This window comes from Halopenitus salinus, from assembly GCF_055397165.1.
Genome location: NZ_AP043853.1, coordinates 2,441,517 through 2,457,994, shown reverse-complemented (window position 1 = coordinate 2,457,994; position 16,478 = coordinate 2,441,517). Strand labels below are relative to the sequence as shown.

Genomic DNA, 16,478 nt, shown 5'->3' with positions numbered 1-16,478 from the left:
TCGGCGTTCTTCGTGTTCGACCACGGCCGCGCAGCTCTCGGACGGGTCGAAACGAGATCGTGGAGAAACGGCGGTCGCTGTCGTCGGGTCGGTCGTTCGCGGTCAGTTGTCGCCGGACTTCGACTGCCAGGCGTACTCGCGACGCTTGGCCGACTTGCCGAATCCACACGAGGAGCAGCGCTCCTTCTTGAGGTGGTAGGACTTCTCGCCGCAACGTCGACACTTCACGTGGACCGTCTTGTTCTTTTTCCCTTGAGAGGGCGTACCGGCTCCAGTCATGCGTTGATCGTGACGACGTTATCGCCGCGTATAATCGTTGTGTCTTCGACCGCGACGGCGAAGTCCTCCTCGTCGGGGACCCGGTCCGCCTCCGCCGTCTCCGGGTCGATCACGAGGTTCATGTGCTGATCGTATCCGGCCAACAGCCCGTAGTACGTGGTTCCGTCCTTGAGGTGGACGGTTACGGGATCGTCGAGCGACGATTCGAGGACGTCGAGGGGTCGGCCACTCATGTCCTATGCGCCTCCCGTCGAGGTATTAAAAATACCGGGACCGGACGGGGGCGAGAACGTCCGACACGCCCGACATCATCTCGCTCCGTTCACCACCATCCCCACAGAGGGCCACCTCCTCCACTGCCCATCCCCTCGGGTTCACTCCTCCCGTGTCTCTCGTGCACGTTCCAGGACCCAGCGGAGTTCGGACTCGTCGGGGTCGTAGCCGTCCGGAAGCCGTACTTCGGGAAGCACGTCGCGAACCGCTCGGAGGACGTCGTCGGGACGCGTCGCCGCGAGCCGGTCCCCGTCGAAGCCGGCGACCGCGAGCAGTCGAGCCGTGTCAGGTCTCACGCCGAGACACATCAACTCGGCGGTCCGAACGATCCGGGAGGACCGCCGCGATCCGGCGTCTATCACCTCCGCGAGCCGGTCGGCCGGAACCTCGGCGAGCGAGGGAACGTCACGTATCCCGCCCTCCCTGAGTCGCTCCCCGTAGGTGTCGCCGACGCCGGGAACCGCCTCGAGGGGCGTGTCGGCGTCGACCTCGAAGTCGGATTCCCATCCCGTCCCCGGCCCGTTTCCGCCGTCGGAACCGGGGGCGGATTCCCCCTCGTCGACGTCCGGCGGATCGATCAACGTCGGGTGGGTTCCGGCGAGGACCGATCCCGCCATCCCGCCCCGTTCCGGTCCTTGGACGTCCCGGTCGCCGCTCTCGCTCCCGCGGTCCATCCCGTCGGGGAACCACGAGGGGGGCATCCGATCGGCGATCAGCGGGTCCATCGACCGGAGCGCGTCGGGCGTGCCGTCGGCGGATCCCTCCGCTTTCCGATCGGCCGACCGAGTTCGTCGACGTCGCGCGCTCGGCGCGAACCGAACCGAGAAGGTGCCGCCCGCCGCGCCGGGGCGAACGTCGAGGTCGGCGGTCGGGCGTCTCTCCCCCTTCTCCGTTCTTTCCCCATCCCCCTCCGCGGCCGACTCATCCCCGGGCGACTCCGTCGGAGAGGCCTCCTTCGCGAGCGATCCTCTCTCGAGGGCCTCCTCCGCTGAAGGCTCACCGTCGCTCGTCTCCTCGGAGACCCCGAAGGGAATGTCGAGTTCGACCGACGCCACCTCGACGTTCGGGCCCTCCCGGTCGGCGGCGTCGGACTCGACCTCGATCGCGTCGATGCCTCGTTGGATCTCGTTTCGAACCTCGATCAACAGATCGCCGAGTCGTACCATGGTCACGGTCACCTGAAGTGCATTCGCGCCGAGAGGCTGCAGACGGCCTGCGATTCGACGCCGGTCGCCGCCCGTGCGTCTATCGCCCTCGCGTCGAGGTCCTCGTCGATCGCGAGCTTGACGTCCATTTCGACGTCCTCGACGACCGGCTCGGGGATCCCGGATTCGGCGACGGTCCGGATCGCATCGCGTCGTCGGGTTCCGATCGCGTTCGCGGCGGCGTCCCGGATCCGGCCGACCGCCTCCGGCGTCAAGAACGGGAGATCCCCGCGGCGTTCCAGCGGGAGGTCCGCCGGATCGAGCCCGGGTAGTCGTTCGAGCCCCTCGAAGCGACGTTGGCCGTCCTCGCCGACGTCGGCCGGGTGGAGGAAAACCTCGTAGGGGCGAATCGCCGTCTCGCCGGGCTGCCAGCTCTCGAGGTAGCGATCGCGGACGGCCGGGTGGAGCGCCTTCGTGAGGTGGTCGATCGGCGGCTCCTCCGGGGGCGGGAAGCGTTCCCGGAGGAAGGCGTCGATCTCGGACTCCTCGACGAACGACTCCGGCGGGTCCGAGAGGCGGTCCTCCAGGTCCGAACGGTCGAGCGCCGCGACCCGCTCGCCGGCGGTCGCGCCTGCGGCCGCGTCCCGAACGAGCGAGGAGACGACGGTGGATAACGACGGCACCGTCGGAGGATCAGGCGGGGCCTCCGCCCCCGCCTCCGCCGCCTTCTCCCTCGCCTCCGCCCTCGGGGCGGAGCGCCTGATAGTCGCCGCGGACGTTGATCGTCACGCCGCCCATGATCTCGACGCTGGCCCGGCTGCTCGAACGCTCGCGTTCGGTCATCGTCGAGACGGAGGTCGTCTGCCGGCTGCCGTACCCGCCGATGGAGAACGACCCGAGGGTCAGGCCCGCTCGCCCGCCGTACTGGCTTCGGGTCCGTTCGCTCTCGTACGTGCTCGAGGTGTCGTACTCCGAGGCGACCGTCTCGAAGATCACGCGCGTCTCGATCGTTCCGTCGTCGACGACGACCCTGACGATCCCCTGGGAGACGAGGTCCTGGAGGGCCTCGAGACGGGGGCGAGCGATCTTCCGTCGCGCCGCGTCACGGATGTTCCCGACGTCGTCCTCGGTGAGGTCGTAGGTCGCCTCGTCGCCGTTTCCGCCCGAGGCGTCGCCCGGACCGGGGAGTTCGACGCCGATCTCCTCGACCTGGGAGGTGAGCTTGCGTTCGAGGATCTCCAGTTCCGTCTCCGAGAGCGTACCCGGATCGTCGAGGGTGCCGACGGTGGTCGTCCCGCGGGAGTCCCCCGGAAAGTTCCCGATGAGCCACTGGGTCACGTCGCGCGCGCTCACGGACTCCTGTTCGAAGTCCGCCACGGACTGTGAGACCTTCTCCAGCAGGTCGGCGTACGCCTCCTGCTGGCGGATCATCGAGGTGACGATCGCGTTGAACGTATCGGAGATCAGCTGGGAGGTGAACTCCGGAAACTCGATCTCCTCGAGTCGCGCCGCGTTTTCTATCGCTTCTCCGGCTTTTGGCATGATATCACCTACCATGAACGTTCAGCCGAGACACCTTAGTTATTTATCATATATATACCCACGCGTGACTCCGATCGGAACCGATAGCACGTGGTCCAGCCGTTCCCGGCAATTTGGAGCGTTTAAACCGACGACGATCGTACGCTCGCGACGTCGATCACCCCTCAACGTGGGGTCACCTTCCGACGTCACATCCTCCACGTCGAATCTCCGGCGTTGCATCCTCCACAGCACATCTCCGGCTTCGCATCTTCGGGTTCGAATCTCCGGCTTCGCTACCGCGACAAGCCGATCATCGTTGTCGTGGTCGGGTGCGTGTCCCCAGAATCGGAGATACTCGCCGACATCCGCGACAAACGAGTGGCCACCAGCAGCGTTAACCGTCGCGGGTCGAAATCGCGGACAGTGATCCGACGACCGCCGCCGAGTGAGGCGTTCGACGGGGCGCTTGCGACCCTCGATGGCGAACGTCTCTCCCGAGAGACGCCCGCCGTGTCCGCTCGCGAAAGCCGGATCGACGCCGACATCTCGAGGTGAATATGTCCGGTATCCGCCGTCTCGTGCCCGGACTCGCGCTGCTCGTCGTGTGCGGACTGATCGCCCGGTGGCTGGCGGAGTTCGTTCCGCTCGGCAGTCCCCTCGTCGTGGTCATCGGCGTGAGCGCCCTGATCGCGAACGCCGTCGGGATTCCCGAATCGGCCGAGCCGGGCGTCGACACCCACGGCCGCTGGCTGGAGGCGGGAATCGTCCTCATGGGGGCGAGCGTCGGCCTCGAGCGCCTGATCGAGGCGGGCGGACCGGTCCTCCTCGTCGTCGTCACCGCCGTCTGTGTGAGCATCGTCTCCGTCGAGGTGCTCGCGCGGTTCCTTCTGCCCGTGCCCGAGAAGCTCGGATCCCTGCTCGCGGCCGGGTCCAGCATCTGTGGCGTCTCCGCCGTCGCCGCGGTGGCCGCAAGCATCGATCCGGACCGCCGCCAGGTCGCCTACGCGGCGGGGACGATCCTGCTTTTCGATGCGGTCACCCTCGTGGTCTACCCGATCGTCGGTCGAACGCTCGGACTCTCCGATCTGGTCTTCGGCGTGTGGGCCGGCGCCACGATGTTCAGCACCGGCCCCGTGACCGCCGCCGGGTTCGCGTACTCACAGCCCGCGGGCGAGTGGGCCGTGATCGTCAAGCTCGCGCGAAACGCCCTGATCGGAGCGGTGGCGGTGGGGTACGCGACGTACTACTCCCGTGATGGCGGTTCCGAGGCGTTCACCGGAATGCGACTCCTTCGGATCTGGCGCACCGTTCCGGCGTTCATCGTCGGGTTCCTCGCCCTCGTGGTCCTTGCGACCCTCGGCGCGTTCTCGAGCGCGCAGATCGCCGCGATGGATCGGGTCTCGAGCTGGCTGTTCCTCGTCGCCTTCGCCGGGCTGGGGTTTCGCATCGACGTCAGGGAGTTTTTCGACGTCGGGATGCGTCCGGCGGCCGTCGTGCTCGCGGGGCTGTTCGTGGTGAGCACGTCGGTCCTCCTCGTCCTCCGAGCGGTCTTTTGATCGAACGCCGCGGTTTCGCAGGTCAACCCACACAGTTTTTAAGAGGCGCACGTGTACGTCCAGCTACCACCATCCCGCGGGACACGGCGAGCCGGTGTCGGCTCGGCCGTAGCGGGGCCCTCGCCGACGCGCTGTAAGACGCCGGGGCCTTGGCCCCCAGATTGCGGGTTTCAGTGAGCAGTATCGCCGTGTACGCGGCTTTGGATGCTCGAGGAGACAACTATGGAAATAGAAATCGCAACGATAGGCGGATACGAAGAGGTCGGCCGACAGATGACTGCCGTCCGTGCGGGGGACGACATCGTCATCTTCGACATGGGCCTGAACCTGAGCAAGGTCCTGATCCACGACAACGTGGAGACTGAGAAGCTGCACAGCCTCGATCTGATCGACATGGGCGCCATCCCGGACGACCGGGTGATGTCCGAACTGGAGGGCGACGTCCAGGCGATCGTGCCCACACACGGGCACCTCGACCACATCGCGGCCATCCCGAAGCTCGCCCACCGCTATGACGCGCCGGTCGTGGCGACGCCGTTCACGATCGAGCTCGTCAAACAGCAGATCCAGGGCGAGAGCAAGTTCCAGGTCGACAACGACCTGATCAAGATGAACCCGGGCGGGACGATGCGGATCGGCGACTCCGAGCAGGTGGAACTCGAGTTCGTCAACGTCACTCACTCGATCATCGACGCGATCAACCCGGTCCTCCACACGCCCGAGGGCGCCATCGTGTACGGTCTCGACAAGCGGATGGACCACTCGCCGGTCATCGGGGACCCGATCGACATGGACCGGTTCCGCCAGATCGGCCGCGAGGACGGGGGCGTGCTCGCGTACATCGAGGACTGTACGAACGCCGGACGCAAGGGTCGGACCCCCTCCGAGTCGGTCGCGCGCGAACACCTTCGCGACGTGATGCGCTCGGTCGAGGACTACGACGGCGGGATCGTCGCAACGACGTTCTCCTCCCACATCGCACGGGTCTCGAGTCTCGTCGAGTTCGCCCGGGACATCGGTCGCCAGCCCGTCCTGCTCGGCCGTTCGATGGAGAAGTACTCCGGGACTGCGGAGCGTCTCGACTTCGTCGACTTCCCCGGCGACCTGGGGATGTACGGCCACCGGAAGTCCGTCGACCGGACGTTCAAGCGGATCATGAAGGAGGGCAAGGAGGACTACCTGCCCATCGTCACGGGCCACCAGGGCGAGCCGCGCGCGATGCTCACCCGGATGGGCCGCGGCGAGACCCCCTACGAGCTGGACGACGGCGACAAGGTCATCTTCAGCGCCCGGGTCATCCCGGAGCCGACCAACGAGGGCCAGCGCTACCAGTCCGAACAGCTGCTCCGGATGCAGGGCGCCCGGATCTACGACGACATCCACGTCTCCGGCCACCTGCGCGAGGAGGGCCACTACACGATGCTCGATGCCCTCCAGCCCCAACACGTCATTCCGGCCCACCAGAACCTCGAAGGATTCGCGCCGTACGTCGACCTGTGTCGTTCCCAGGGCTACGAACTCGGGCGTGACCTCCACGTCACACAGAACGGGAACACCTTCCAGCTCGTCGAATGACGAACGAAGCGACGGAGGAACGGGTACTCGAGACCATCCGCACGCGGCGCGAACTCGTCAACGCCGCGATCGACGAGGAGCTGCCGCTGGCCGAGCCGGAGCGGCTGTACGAGGCCTCGCGATACATCCTCGAGGCCGGCGGCAAACGCCTCCGGCCGACGGTCGCGCTACTGGCGGGCGAGGCGATCGCCGACGTCGACGTCGAGTCGTCGGACGTCGAGTATCGCTCGTTCCCCGCCGTTTCCGGCGACCCCGTCGATCTGATGCGTGCTGCCGTCTCGATCGAGGTCATCCAGTCGTTCACGCTGATCCACGACGACATCATGGACGAGGACGACCTCAGACGCGGCGTTCCGGCCGTCCACGAGGCCTACGACACGTCGACGGCCATCCTCGCCGGCGACACGCTCTACTCGAAGGCCTTCGAGATCATGTCCGAGACGGGCGCCGATCCGAAAAACGGCCTGGAGGCGATGCGGCTGCTCGCCTCGACGTGCACCCGGATCTGCGAGGGGCAGGCGCTCGACGTCGCATTCGAGCGGCGTGCGGAGGTTCTCCCCGAGGAGTATCTGGAGATGGTCGAGTTGAAGACGGCGGTCCTCTACGGGGCGGCCGCCTCGACGCCGGCCGTCCTGTTGGGCGCCGACGAGGAGGTCGTCGACGCCCTGTATCGCTACGGGATCGACTCCGGGCGGGCCTTCCAGATCCAGGACGACGTCCTCGATCTGACGGTTCCCTCCGAGGATCTCGGAAAGCAGCGCGGCTCCGACCTCGTGGAGGGCAAGGAGACGCTCATCACGCTTCACGCCCGTCAACAGGGCGTCGACGTCGACGCCCTCGTCGACGCGGAGACGCCGGCGGAAGTGACCGAGTCCGAAGTCGAGTCGGCCGTCGCCGCCCTCGAGGAGTCGGGATCGATAGACTACGCCCGCGAGAAGGCGGAGGAGCTCACCGAGCGCTCGAAGCGGCACCTCGAGGTCCTCCCCGACAATGAGGCGCGCCGGCGGCTCGCGGAGATCGCGGAGTACCTGATCAGCCGCGGTTACTGACCCAGCGGACCCCAGTCGGTCGTCCCGTGGTCGACATCCGGCAAGTCGTCCGGGGATGCGAGGAGGTATGTCCCCCCGGGCCCGCGATCGGATCGTGTCCCGCTATCGTGATGCGGCCGGATTCCTCCTGCTTTCCACCCTGTGGGGCGGCTCGTTCATCGCCATCGAGATCGGATTAGAGTTCTACCCGTCGGTCCTGTTTGCGGCCTACCGGTTCGATCTCGCCGCGATCGTTCTCGCCGGGTACGCGCTCGGATACCGGGGCGGAGCGCCGCCGCGAACGCGCGATGACCTGCTGGCGATCGCCTTCAGCGGCGGGCTCTCGATCGGCGTCAACAACTCCGTCCTGTTCATCGGCCAGCAGTACACCACGAGCGGCATCGCGGCCGTGACCTACAGCCTCGTACCGATCGCCACCGCCGCGGTCGCCGCCCTGGTCGTCGCCGACGCGCGGATCGACGGCCGCGACGTGGTCGGGATCGGGCTGGCGTTCCTCGGCGTCGCCCTCGTCGCCCAGCCCGATCCGGCGAACCTCTCGTCGGGAGTCACCCTCGGCGTCTCGATCATCCTGGTCGGCGTCATCGCGGCCGCGGTCGGGAGCGTGGGACTCCAGGAACTCGATCCCTCCTTCTCGAGTCTGACGCTCACGGCGTGGGCCATGCTCTTCGGCGCGAGCGTGTTACACGCCTTCAGCCTCCTTCGCGGGGAGCCGCAGATGCCTCCCTCCACCGAGCCGTTGGCGGTCGTCGCGGTCGTTTTCCTCGGCGTGTTCTCGAGTGCGATCGCCTTTGCGATCTACTTCGAACTGCTCTCGCGGCTCGGCGCCTTCCAGATCAACTTGACCTCCTACGTCGTACCGGTGGTGACGACGGTGGCCGGCTGGGCGCTGTTGGGCGAGGCCGTGACGGGCTGGACGGTCGCGGGGTTCGGCGTCATCGTGGTCGGGTTCGTGCTCGTCAAACGCGAGGCGATCCGTCGGGAACTGCCCGGGATCCGGGCGGCGATCGGCGGCCGTCGCTGAGAGGGATCGGTCGTCTCCGGGACGCTTCAATCGTCGGTCGATCGGACTGACCGAAGGTCCTCGAGGATCGCCTCGGCGTGTGCCTCCGGGTCGACGCCCTCGTAGGCGAGGACGATCTCCCCGTCGGAGTCGACGACGTACGTGTTTCGAAACGTCCCGTCGACGACGTTTCCGAAGACGTTCTTCTCCCCGTAGGAGTCGTAGGCCGACGCCACGGCCCCGTCGGGATCGGAGAGCAGATCGAACGGGAGGTCGTGTTTCGCGGCGAACGACTCGAGGTCCTCGACCGGATCGTCGCTGATCCCGACGACGGTCACGTCGGCGTCCGCAAAGGCGTCCCATCGATCACGGAAGCCGCACGCCTCGGTCGTACAGCCGGGCGTGTCGGCTCGGGGGTAGAAGTAGACGACGACGTACTCGGCGTCGATCGACTCGAGCGAGACGTCCTCGCCGCGGTGGTTCGAAAGCGAGAACGTGGGTGCGGTGGCGCCGACTTCGAGCATGCTCCGAGGTGGCGGGGCGGCAACAAAAACACGACGGTCGGAGCCGTTCGGTCGAACCGACCGGTGAACCGGTGCGATCGCGACGGCTCCCGAGGAGGTCGCTACTCGATCCGCTCCGCCGCATCGCGGGCCAAGAGCGGCTCGGCGTTGCTCGAGGGGAGACGCACCACGTCCTCGCTCTCGAGGTCGTACTCGCGCTCGTCGACGCCGAGTATGGATCCGACGTCACGTTTGATCCGAACCGTGGTCCGTTCTGGATCCTCCTCGGCCGCCGCGTCGTCGCTCGGATCCCCGATCGTTCCGTCATCGTCAGGCGGCTGCATCCCCTCGTGGGACCCCGTAGCGGAGCCGGTTGGGGGGCCGTCGGCGTTCGGGCCATCCCCGGCGACCGCATCGCCGCTCGGGACGGCGGCGGGTGAGTCCCCGGACGGATCGTCGGATCCGTCCGAGGCGTCCCCCCCGGCCATCGCATCGGCAAGCATGCCGCCGTCGTCGGGCTTCGCGGAACCGGTCCCGTCCGGCCTTGCCGATTCGGTCCCGTCCGGCCTTGCCGATTCGGTCCCGTCCATCCCGGCCGATCCCGGCGGATCCTCCGGCGGCACGGGTGGCTCATCGTTCGACGGACGCGACCGGGAGTCACCCTCCACGGGGTCGGTCGAGGCCTCTTCAGTCGGATTCGCCTCGAGCGACTCCGGGCGAGCGTTCGGTTCCGCGTCGACGCGGGGTGGATCCGCCGTTGCGTCGGACGAGGCCTCGCCCGCCTTGGTCGTCCCCGATAGCACGTCGAGGACTGACGACTTGTTCCGCTCGATCCGCTCGACGAGATCCTCGAAGAGCGCGCGCTCCTGGCTCGTCATTCCCTCCTGTTCGACGGGCATGTCGGCCGCCGCGAAGGAAGCCAGCTTGACGACCTTGCCGACCCGACGCTCGTAGAGCGCCTCGGCGACCTCCTCTGCGGTCTCGATCTCATCGGAGAGCCGCCGCACGTCGTCGTCGGAAAAGGGGTTCTCCACCTGCTCGGCTCGTCTATCGCGCGCGTCGCGCAGATCCGATATGTAGGCGGCGACGTCGTCGTAGAACGCGTCTCGGAGATGCTGCAGGCTATCCTTTCGGCGCTCCTTCGCCTGGACCGAGCGGAGTTCATCGAGATTCATCGTTCCGGTGCCTTCCTCGCTCGTCCGCGGGCCATCGCGAAGACGCCCACGTACTCCGGGACAGTCGTTTCTCCGGGCTCCAGTATGAAGCTATCGCCACACAGCTCGATCGTCGTTCGTTCTGAACACTCGATCGCGATCGACCGCCCGGTGAATCGGTCGGGAACCGCATCGACGAGGGGATCGAAGGCCGCGAGGTCCTCGCGGTCGATCCGCCGAACCTCGAGGCCGGTTCCGCCGTGGAGGGTCCCCGGAAGGCGGATGAGCCGGTGTGTGTCGGTCGTCACCGGCTCGTCGACGGGTGCGATGGTCTCGTCCGTCACCCGCTCGCAAAGCGCCTCGACGAGCCGTCGAGCGCCCGGGCCGCCCGCCTCGAGGTTCCCCTCCCGGATCGCCTCCGGGTTCCGCCGGAACGCGCCGAGGATCGTCTCGGCGCGTCCCTCGCCGATCCCCTCCAGATCCTGAAGTCGATCGGTGGCCGCCTCGTCGTCAAGCTCGCGCAGCTCCTCGGCGTATCGGACGAGCGCCTCGTGGACGCGTTTGCCCCACCCACCTTCGGTACGAAGCACGCGCTTGTTCGTGCCGCGTTCCTGTACGGTGTGGATCAGCCCGTCGACGTCGAGGTCGATCGCCCGAACGTAATCGACGATCTCCCGTCTCGCGTCGCTCGCAAGCTCCAGGACGTCCGGATCGCGAACGTGGACGTGGTAGCCGCGGCCGCCCGAAAAGACGATCTCGAGGTCCTCGAACGCGAAGTCCTCCTCGAGGAATCGAACGAGCCGGACGAGCGCGTCCTTACACGCGGCGAGCATCTCCGCGTACGAGGCCGAATCGGGGTCGACGCTCGGGAGGTGGTCGGCGTCGAGATCGAAGACGAGATCGGCCGATCGCCACCCCTTCTTCGACATCGTCGACGCGCCGGGAGTGTCGTATCTGGCGGCCGAAAAGTACGCGTGGCGTGGAGCGGTCTCCGCGAAGAACGCGTCCGGGTTCCCCAGATCGAAGAGCGACCGGTGGCGCACCATGGTGGTGCCCGATCCCGGCGTCCACGGAATGTGCCCCCACTCGCGCTCGTTCGCCTGCGGGGGCATCGACGGAGAGGAGACGCGGTAGTAGTCGCCGAACCGGCCGCGGAGGTACTCGCGCGTTCGGTCGTCCATCGCTTTCGGTCGCTAACACCGGTCGGCCTAAAGCCGTTCCGTTCGGGTCTCGACGTCGTACGACTCCCCAGTCTTTCGGATCCCGGATTCGTTCGGGAGCCGTCGCCGATCACGGCTGTCACCCGAGATCGGTTCTCGACTATTGGAATATCGGAACGTCGAGATGCTAACCTGTACGATCGGATATGGATACTGCACGCCGGAGTAGTAAACCATCTGAACGGATCATCAGATGTGATATCCAGACGTATTGGCCGTATACCGTGGCTACATCCGAATAATCGTTCGACATATTTATCATAATACGACAAGAATTATCGAACGGAACTCACCGATGTACGATCTGACAGGATTCCAGCGGGATCTGCTCTACGTGATCGCTGGACTCGACGAGCCGCACGGACTCGCGATCAAGGACGAGCTGGAGGACTACTACGAAAAGGAGATCCATCACGGGCGCCTCTATCCGAACCTGGACACCCTCGTCGAGAAGGGACTCGTCGAGAAGGGCCAACGCGATCGCCGAACCAACTACTACACGCTCACCCGCCGCGGGAAACGGGAGATCGACGCCCGGACGGAGTGGGAAGCGCAGTACGTCGACGCCTGATCGCCTCGAGCGACACGCACGCGTTCCTGTTCGCGACTCGAATCCGATCCGTGCTTCGAATCCTACCAGCCGTGAGTCACATCTGGTAGCGGCGATCGTCGTCGCGCTGTGGATACTGTGATCCGCCGGCCATCTCGTCGTAGCTCATCCCCATCAGGTACTCGTCGTAGGTGACGTCGTACCCGTTTCGAAGCTGGAAGTCGAGGTCGCCGGTGTCGACGGTCGACCGGAACAGCGCGTGGATCCCTCGGCGAACCAACTCCTCGGGATCGGCCTCCATAGCCGCGACCAACATTGCAAGCTCCGTTCTGGTCTCCCGGTCGAGATCGAGTCCGAACGTCCCGTCGAGATCGCCGTAGGCGTCCTCGACGTCGGCGGTTAGATCCTCGAGCGTCATGCTTCCCGACAGCGGCGGCGGCCTCAAACCGGTTTCGCATCCGTCGTCGACGACGGAAGCACTGCCCGTGAAGGGACCACCACCGTATAAACGAGCGAAGCACGTAGCGGCGATATGACGAGTTCGGGGAACGGATCGACGCCGGCCTCGGGATCGGATGTGACCACGACCGGTTCGGCCGAGGACGGCGGCCCGGAACCGACCGACGATGGCGAGTTGATCCCGGAGGACGCCACGGAGATTCGCGAGGGGCTCATCGAGTGGTACCGCGAGGACCACCGCGAGTTTCCGTGGCGCGAAACCGACGACGCCTACGAGATTCTCGTCTCGGAGGTGATGAGCCAGCAGACCCAACTCGACCGGGTCGTCCCCGCCTGGGAGGACTTCCTCGAGACGTGGCCGACGGTAGAGGACCTGTCGAAGGCGGACCAAAGCGACGTCGTCGCCTTCTGGTCGGACCACTCGCTCGGCTACAACAACCGGGCGAAGTACCTGTCGGAGGCCGCTCGGCAGGTGGTCTCGGAGTACGACGGCGAATTCCCGGAGGAGCCGGCGGAACTGCAGGAGCTGATGGGGGTCGGGCCATACACCGCCAACGCCGTCGCCTCCTTCGCGTTCAACGCCGGGGACGCCGTGGTGGACACGAACGTGAAACGGGTCCTCCACCGCGCGTTCGGGGTTCGAGACGACGAGGACGCGTTCGAGACCGCCGCACGAACGCTCATGCCCGAGGGCGAATCGCGCGTGTGGAACAACGCGATCATGGAACTCGGCGCGGTCGCGTGTGGGACGACACCGCGGTGTGAAGAGGCCGGGTGTCCCTGGCGCGGACGGTGTCGCGCCTACGAGACCGGCGACTTCACCGCGCCCGACGTTCCCACTCAGCCGAGCTTCGAGGGGAGCCGTCGCCAGTTCCGCGGACGGATCGTCCGGACGCTCGGAGAGTACGACGCGCTCGCGTTCGACGACCTCGGACACCGGATCCGGGTCGACTACTCGCCCGAGGGCGAACACGGACGCGAGTGGCTACGCGGGCTGCTCGAGGACCTCGCCGCGGACGGGCTCGTCCGGATGGACGAGTCGCGCGATCCGCCCGTGGCACGGCTCCGGGAGTGATCCATGCCGCCGATCGACCGATACGCGATCGAATCCGGCTGTTCGGACGAGGAGCTGCTCGCGGTCACGCGGGTGTATGCCCGGGACGTCGTCTCCGAACACGATCTCACCGTGTCGGTCGGGGACCTGGAGTGGCGGCTCAGCACCCGCGCGAAACGTCGTGCCGGGATGGTCCGGTATCGAGACGGCGAACCCCGATCGATCGTCCTCGCACGGCGACAGTTCGAGAACAGGGGGTGGAACGCACTGGCCGCGACGATCCGCCACGAGCTCGTTCACGCCCATCTGTTGAACGAACGCGGGGATCCGAGCCACGGCGATGCGTTCGCTCGACTCGCCGCGGAGCTCGAGACGCACGTCCGCTGTGAACGCTTCGTCGACCCGAGATGGTGGGTCCGCTGTGTCGACTGCGGCGATCGGCTGGCGCGATACCGCCGATCGAAGCTCGTTGAACGACCCGAGGAGTACCGCTGTGGGAACTGCGGAGGGCGGTTCCGCGTCGTTCGAAACGAGTGACCGGCGTCCATCGAACGATCGAAGCCGAACACGGCGCCGAATCTGGGCCTCCGCTTGATGTGGACGACTGAACCGGATCCGTGGATGGCGAACAGCCGGCACGTGTGCGATCCGATGGTGGCCACGACGGCGTGCCGGACTCCCGCCTCGACCGTCGTGGTCCGTGTTCAACTCACGGCGGCGACGGTGGGGCGCGATCGGTGATAAACCTCCGGCGACGGGTCGTCGGTTTTTTGGTGTCACGAGTCGGGGTCGATCTATGAGCGATCTGCACGTCGTCGGCGTCTCCGGGAGTCTGCGTTCGGAAAGTCGGACGCGGGCTGCCGTCGAGACCGCGCTCGCCGGCGCGGAGCGGGCGGGAGCGAGCACGGAACATCTCGATCTTCGACGGTTCGACCTCCCGCCGCTCAACCCGGATCTGGACGAACAGGGCGACGCCGAGGAGTTTCGCGAATCCGTCGCGAGGGGAGACGCGGTCGTGTTGGGAACGCCGATGTACCACGGCTCCTGTTCGGGAGTGTTGAAGAACGCCCTCGACCACTGCGGATTCGACGAGTTGGAGGGAACGACGATCGGATTACTCGCGGTCGCCGGCGGCGCGTTTCCGATCACCGCGCTCGACCACCTGCGCTCGATCTGTCGAGCGTTCAACGCCTGGGTACTTCCCTACCAGGCGGCGGTTCCGCGTTCCGAGTCAGCCATCGTCGACGGGGAATTCGCCGACGAGGACCTTCGCGAGCGGGTCTCGACCCTCGGCGAGCGGACGGTCGCGTACGGATCGATCGAGCCGGAGCCGCCGACCTTCGAGAGCGAGCAGAACGAGGGAGGGTGAGTCGAAGCGCCCGCGAGGGGACGGTCGCGGGGAATCGCAGGCGCTCGCGGGGGAGAACGAACGACCATGGACGAGAACCGGCAAAACGTGCAAACAGTTATGGGGGTTCATCCGCTACCGTGTGGTATATTGCCATGGTTCTCTACGACCGGATCCTGGTTCCGACCGACGGATCGACGGAGGGACGGCGAGCGGTGCGCCACGCGCTCGAATTGGCGGCGGTTCACGGCGCGAGCGTCCACGCGCTCTACGTTGTCAACGTCTCGAGTTACGCCGGGCTCCCGATGGAGACGACGTGGGACGGCGTCGACGATCTGCTTCGCTCCGACGCCGAAACCGCCGTCGAGGAGGTCGAGTCGATCGCGGCGGACTACGAGGTTCCGGTCGAGACGGCGATAGTCGAGGGGTCGCCGAGCCGCGAGATCATCGACTTCGCCGAGCGGGAGGACTGCGACCTCGTCGTGATGGGGACCCACGGTCGGGGCGGGATCGACCGGCTCCTGCTCGGAAGCGTCGCGGAGAAGGTGGTACGTGGCTCGAGCGTTCCCGTGTTGACGGTTCGCGTCGACGCCTCCGAGGCGGCGGCCGAGGCCGAAACCGAGGTCGCCCCCGCGGGCGAGGAGACCGAGACAACGAACGCCGCGACCGGCTCCGAGGCCTCCGGAAGCAGCTAGCCGTCGGGGTTGGACCCGCGTCCGGATCCGGATCCGGAGTCCACCTCCTCGATCGGTCGTAGGTGCCGACAGTCCCCGGCGAGAACCCTCCGTCGTCCCGAGTCGGTTCGCACGACGAGCGCGCCAGGGAACTCCACGTCGACTGCCGTCCCCTCGATGACGTCGGTCGTCGTCTCGACGCGGACACGCTCCCCGATCGTCATCGCGCGGTCGCGCCAGTCGGGAAGGACGTCGTCGGGCGTCTCGATCAGCTCGTGGAGCCGCTCGAGTAGCCGCTGGAGGAATCGCCGTCGGTCGACCTCGTGGCCGAGTATCGACTGCAGGCTCGCCGAACCCGGCGGGAGATCCGCGGCGTCGACGTTCGCGTTGACGCCGGTGCCGACGATCATCCAGGAGACGCGGTCGGACTCACCGGTCATCTCGGTCAGGATGCCGGCGAGCTTGGCACCCCCGCGCTCGCCCGCACCGTCGGGATGGAGGACGTCGTTCGGCCACTTGATCCGCGCGTCCACGCCGAGTTCCCGACAGGCGTCGGTCGTCGCCACGGCGGCCGCGAGGGTGACGATCGCCGCGTGCGCCGGCGGGAGATCCGGACGGATCACGAGCGAGGCGTAGACGCCGCCGGACGGCGACGTCCACTCTCGATCGAGGCGCCCGCGACCGCCGGTCTGTTCGTCGGCCACGACGGCGACGTCGGTCTCGCCCGACTCGGCCAGCTCCCGCGCTCGCTCGTTCGTCGACTCGATCGACTCGTGATACTCGATCCCGTAGGGAGCCTCGAGTCCGAACCGGATCGCCTCCGAGCCGTACTCCGGGACCGATCGGACGGCGTATCCCTCCTCCCCGGCTTCGATCCGGAATCCGTTCGCGCGCAGCGCCTCGATCTGCTTCCAGACCGCCGCCCTGGATATTCCGAGGTGATCGGCGAGTTCGGGGCCCTCGACGGGACCGGTAGAGAGCGCATCGAGCAGGGCACGACGCGTGTCCATACGTCCTCTGATCGGCGCTGCGAGATAGGGGTTCGGGTCCCCGCCGGACGCGAGCGGCGTCTCGAATCGCCGACGACGCAGCATACATACCGGTGGGAGGCCATC

At 66.9% G+C, this 16,478-nt stretch carries 20 protein-coding genes; 10 read left to right on the top strand and 10 right to left on the bottom strand.

Annotated elements, in window-relative coordinates:
- Window positions 1-102: 102 nt before the first annotated feature.
- The 5 genes from ACZ5YD_RS14190 to ACZ5YD_RS14170 form a co-directional block, all read right to left on the bottom strand.
- The gene (locus ACZ5YD_RS14190; RefSeq protein WP_021074254.1) at window positions 103-279 is read right to left on the bottom strand and encodes a 50S ribosomal protein L37e; all 177 of its coding nucleotides are present in this window, start codon (window positions 277-279) and stop codon (window positions 103-105) included.
- Window positions 276-512, bottom strand: coding sequence for an LSM domain-containing protein (locus ACZ5YD_RS14185; protein WP_379740881.1), 237 nt, complete (start codon window positions 510-512; stop codon window positions 276-278). Before ACZ5YD_RS14185 ends, ACZ5YD_RS14190 begins: the two co-directional genes overlap by 4 nt.
- Before the next feature lie 141 nt (window positions 513-653).
- Window positions 654-1,724, bottom strand: a complete 1,071-nt coding sequence (locus ACZ5YD_RS14180) for a helix-hairpin-helix domain-containing protein (protein WP_379740884.1) — start codon at window positions 1,722-1,724, stop codon at window positions 654-656.
- Between the two features lie 2 nt (window positions 1,725-1,726).
- A complete protein-coding gene (locus ACZ5YD_RS14175; protein WP_379740886.1) occupies window positions 1,727-2,380 on the bottom strand; it encodes a hypothetical protein in 654 nt (217 codons plus the stop codon).
- Window positions 2,381-2,390: 10 nt separating this feature from the next.
- The gene (locus ACZ5YD_RS14170) at window positions 2,391-3,239 is read right to left on the bottom strand and encodes a hypothetical protein (protein ID WP_379740889.1); all 849 of its coding nucleotides are present in this window, start codon (window positions 3,237-3,239) and stop codon (window positions 2,391-2,393) included.
- A 405-nt stretch (window positions 3,240-3,644) separates the two neighbouring features.
- Here ACZ5YD_RS14170 and ACZ5YD_RS14165 point away from each other — a divergent pair, with 405 nt between their 5' ends.
- The 5 genes from ACZ5YD_RS14165 (at window position 3,645) to ACZ5YD_RS14145 (ending at window position 8,422) form a co-directional block, all read left to right on the top strand.
- Window positions 3,645-3,776 carry a hypothetical protein gene (locus ACZ5YD_RS14165; protein ID WP_379740892.1) on the top strand — a complete coding sequence of 44 codons (132 nt, stop codon included), beginning with the start codon at window positions 3,645-3,647 and terminating at the stop codon, window positions 3,774-3,776.
- 2 nt (window positions 3,777-3,778) lie between these two features.
- A complete protein-coding gene (locus ACZ5YD_RS14160; RefSeq protein WP_379740895.1) occupies window positions 3,779-4,777 on the top strand; it encodes a YeiH family protein in 999 nt (332 codons plus the stop codon).
- Window positions 4,778-4,999: 222 nt separating this feature from the next.
- Entirely contained in the window at window positions 5,000-6,352 is a 1,353-nt protein-coding gene (locus ACZ5YD_RS14155; RefSeq protein ID WP_379740898.1) for an RNase J family beta-CASP ribonuclease, read from the top strand.
- On the top strand, window positions 6,349-7,401 hold the full coding sequence (gene idsA3 / locus ACZ5YD_RS14150) for a geranylfarnesyl diphosphate synthase (protein ID WP_379740901.1): 1,053 nt from the start codon (window positions 6,349-6,351) through the stop codon (window positions 7,399-7,401). Before ACZ5YD_RS14155 ends, idsA3 begins: the two co-directional genes overlap by 4 nt.
- Before the next feature lie 94 nt (window positions 7,402-7,495).
- On the top strand, window positions 7,496-8,422 hold the full coding sequence (locus tag ACZ5YD_RS14145) for a DMT family transporter (protein WP_379741344.1): 927 nt from the start codon (window positions 7,496-7,498) through the stop codon (window positions 8,420-8,422).
- Window positions 8,423-8,448: 26 nt separating this feature from the next.
- Here ACZ5YD_RS14145 and bcp read toward each other — a convergent pair whose 3' ends face one another.
- From bcp to priS, 3 genes are all read right to left on the bottom strand, one after another.
- A complete protein-coding gene (gene bcp / locus ACZ5YD_RS14140; protein ID WP_379740904.1) occupies window positions 8,449-8,925 on the bottom strand; it encodes a thioredoxin-dependent thiol peroxidase in 477 nt (158 codons plus the stop codon).
- Between the two features lie 101 nt (window positions 8,926-9,026).
- Window positions 9,027-10,079: a DNA replication complex subunit Gins51 gene (locus ACZ5YD_RS14135; protein ID WP_379740907.1), complete on the bottom strand. Its 1,053-nt coding sequence runs from the start codon at window positions 10,077-10,079 to the stop codon at window positions 9,027-9,029.
- On the bottom strand, window positions 10,076-11,239 hold the full coding sequence (priS, locus tag ACZ5YD_RS14130; RefSeq protein WP_379740910.1) for a DNA primase small subunit PriS: 1,164 nt from the start codon (window positions 11,237-11,239) through the stop codon (window positions 10,076-10,078). Before priS ends, ACZ5YD_RS14135 begins: the two co-directional genes overlap by 4 nt.
- Before the next feature lie 334 nt (window positions 11,240-11,573).
- Here priS and ACZ5YD_RS14125 point away from each other — a divergent pair, with 334 nt between their 5' ends.
- Window positions 11,574-11,849 carry a PadR family transcriptional regulator gene (locus ACZ5YD_RS14125; protein WP_379740912.1) on the top strand — a complete coding sequence of 92 codons (276 nt, stop codon included), beginning with the start codon at window positions 11,574-11,576 and terminating at the stop codon, window positions 11,847-11,849.
- Between the two features lie 76 nt (window positions 11,850-11,925).
- Here ACZ5YD_RS14125 and ACZ5YD_RS14120 read toward each other — a convergent pair whose 3' ends face one another.
- Entirely contained in the window at window positions 11,926-12,246 is a 321-nt protein-coding gene (locus tag ACZ5YD_RS14120; protein ID WP_379740915.1) for a hypothetical protein, read from the bottom strand.
- Between the two features lie 114 nt (window positions 12,247-12,360).
- On the opposite strand from ACZ5YD_RS14120, the gene ACZ5YD_RS14115 reads away from it, so the two are divergent.
- The 4 genes from ACZ5YD_RS14115 (at window position 12,361) to ACZ5YD_RS14100 (ending at window position 15,384) form a co-directional block, all read left to right on the top strand.
- The gene (locus ACZ5YD_RS14115) at window positions 12,361-13,362 is read left to right on the top strand and encodes an HhH-GPD family protein (protein ID WP_379740918.1); all 1,002 of its coding nucleotides are present in this window, start codon (window positions 12,361-12,363) and stop codon (window positions 13,360-13,362) included.
- 3 nt (window positions 13,363-13,365) lie between these two features.
- Window positions 13,366-13,878, top strand: coding sequence for a SprT-like domain-containing protein (locus ACZ5YD_RS14110; protein ID WP_379740922.1), 513 nt, complete (start codon window positions 13,366-13,368; stop codon window positions 13,876-13,878).
- Between the two features lie 259 nt (window positions 13,879-14,137).
- Entirely contained in the window at window positions 14,138-14,710 is a 573-nt protein-coding gene (locus ACZ5YD_RS14105) for an NADPH-dependent FMN reductase (RefSeq protein ID WP_379740925.1), read from the top strand.
- Between the two features lie 134 nt (window positions 14,711-14,844).
- Complete coding sequence (locus ACZ5YD_RS14100) at window positions 14,845-15,384, top strand: universal stress protein (RefSeq protein ID WP_379740928.1); 540 nt, start codon at window positions 14,845-14,847, stop codon at window positions 15,382-15,384.
- Here the strand turns inward: ACZ5YD_RS14100 and ACZ5YD_RS14095 are convergent.
- Window positions 15,381-16,373, bottom strand: coding sequence for a biotin--[acetyl-CoA-carboxylase] ligase (locus ACZ5YD_RS14095; protein ID WP_379740931.1), 993 nt, complete (start codon window positions 16,371-16,373; stop codon window positions 15,381-15,383). The two genes, ACZ5YD_RS14100 and ACZ5YD_RS14095, sit on opposite strands and share 4 nt — an antisense overlap.
- Window positions 16,374-16,478 lie beyond the last annotated feature (105 nt).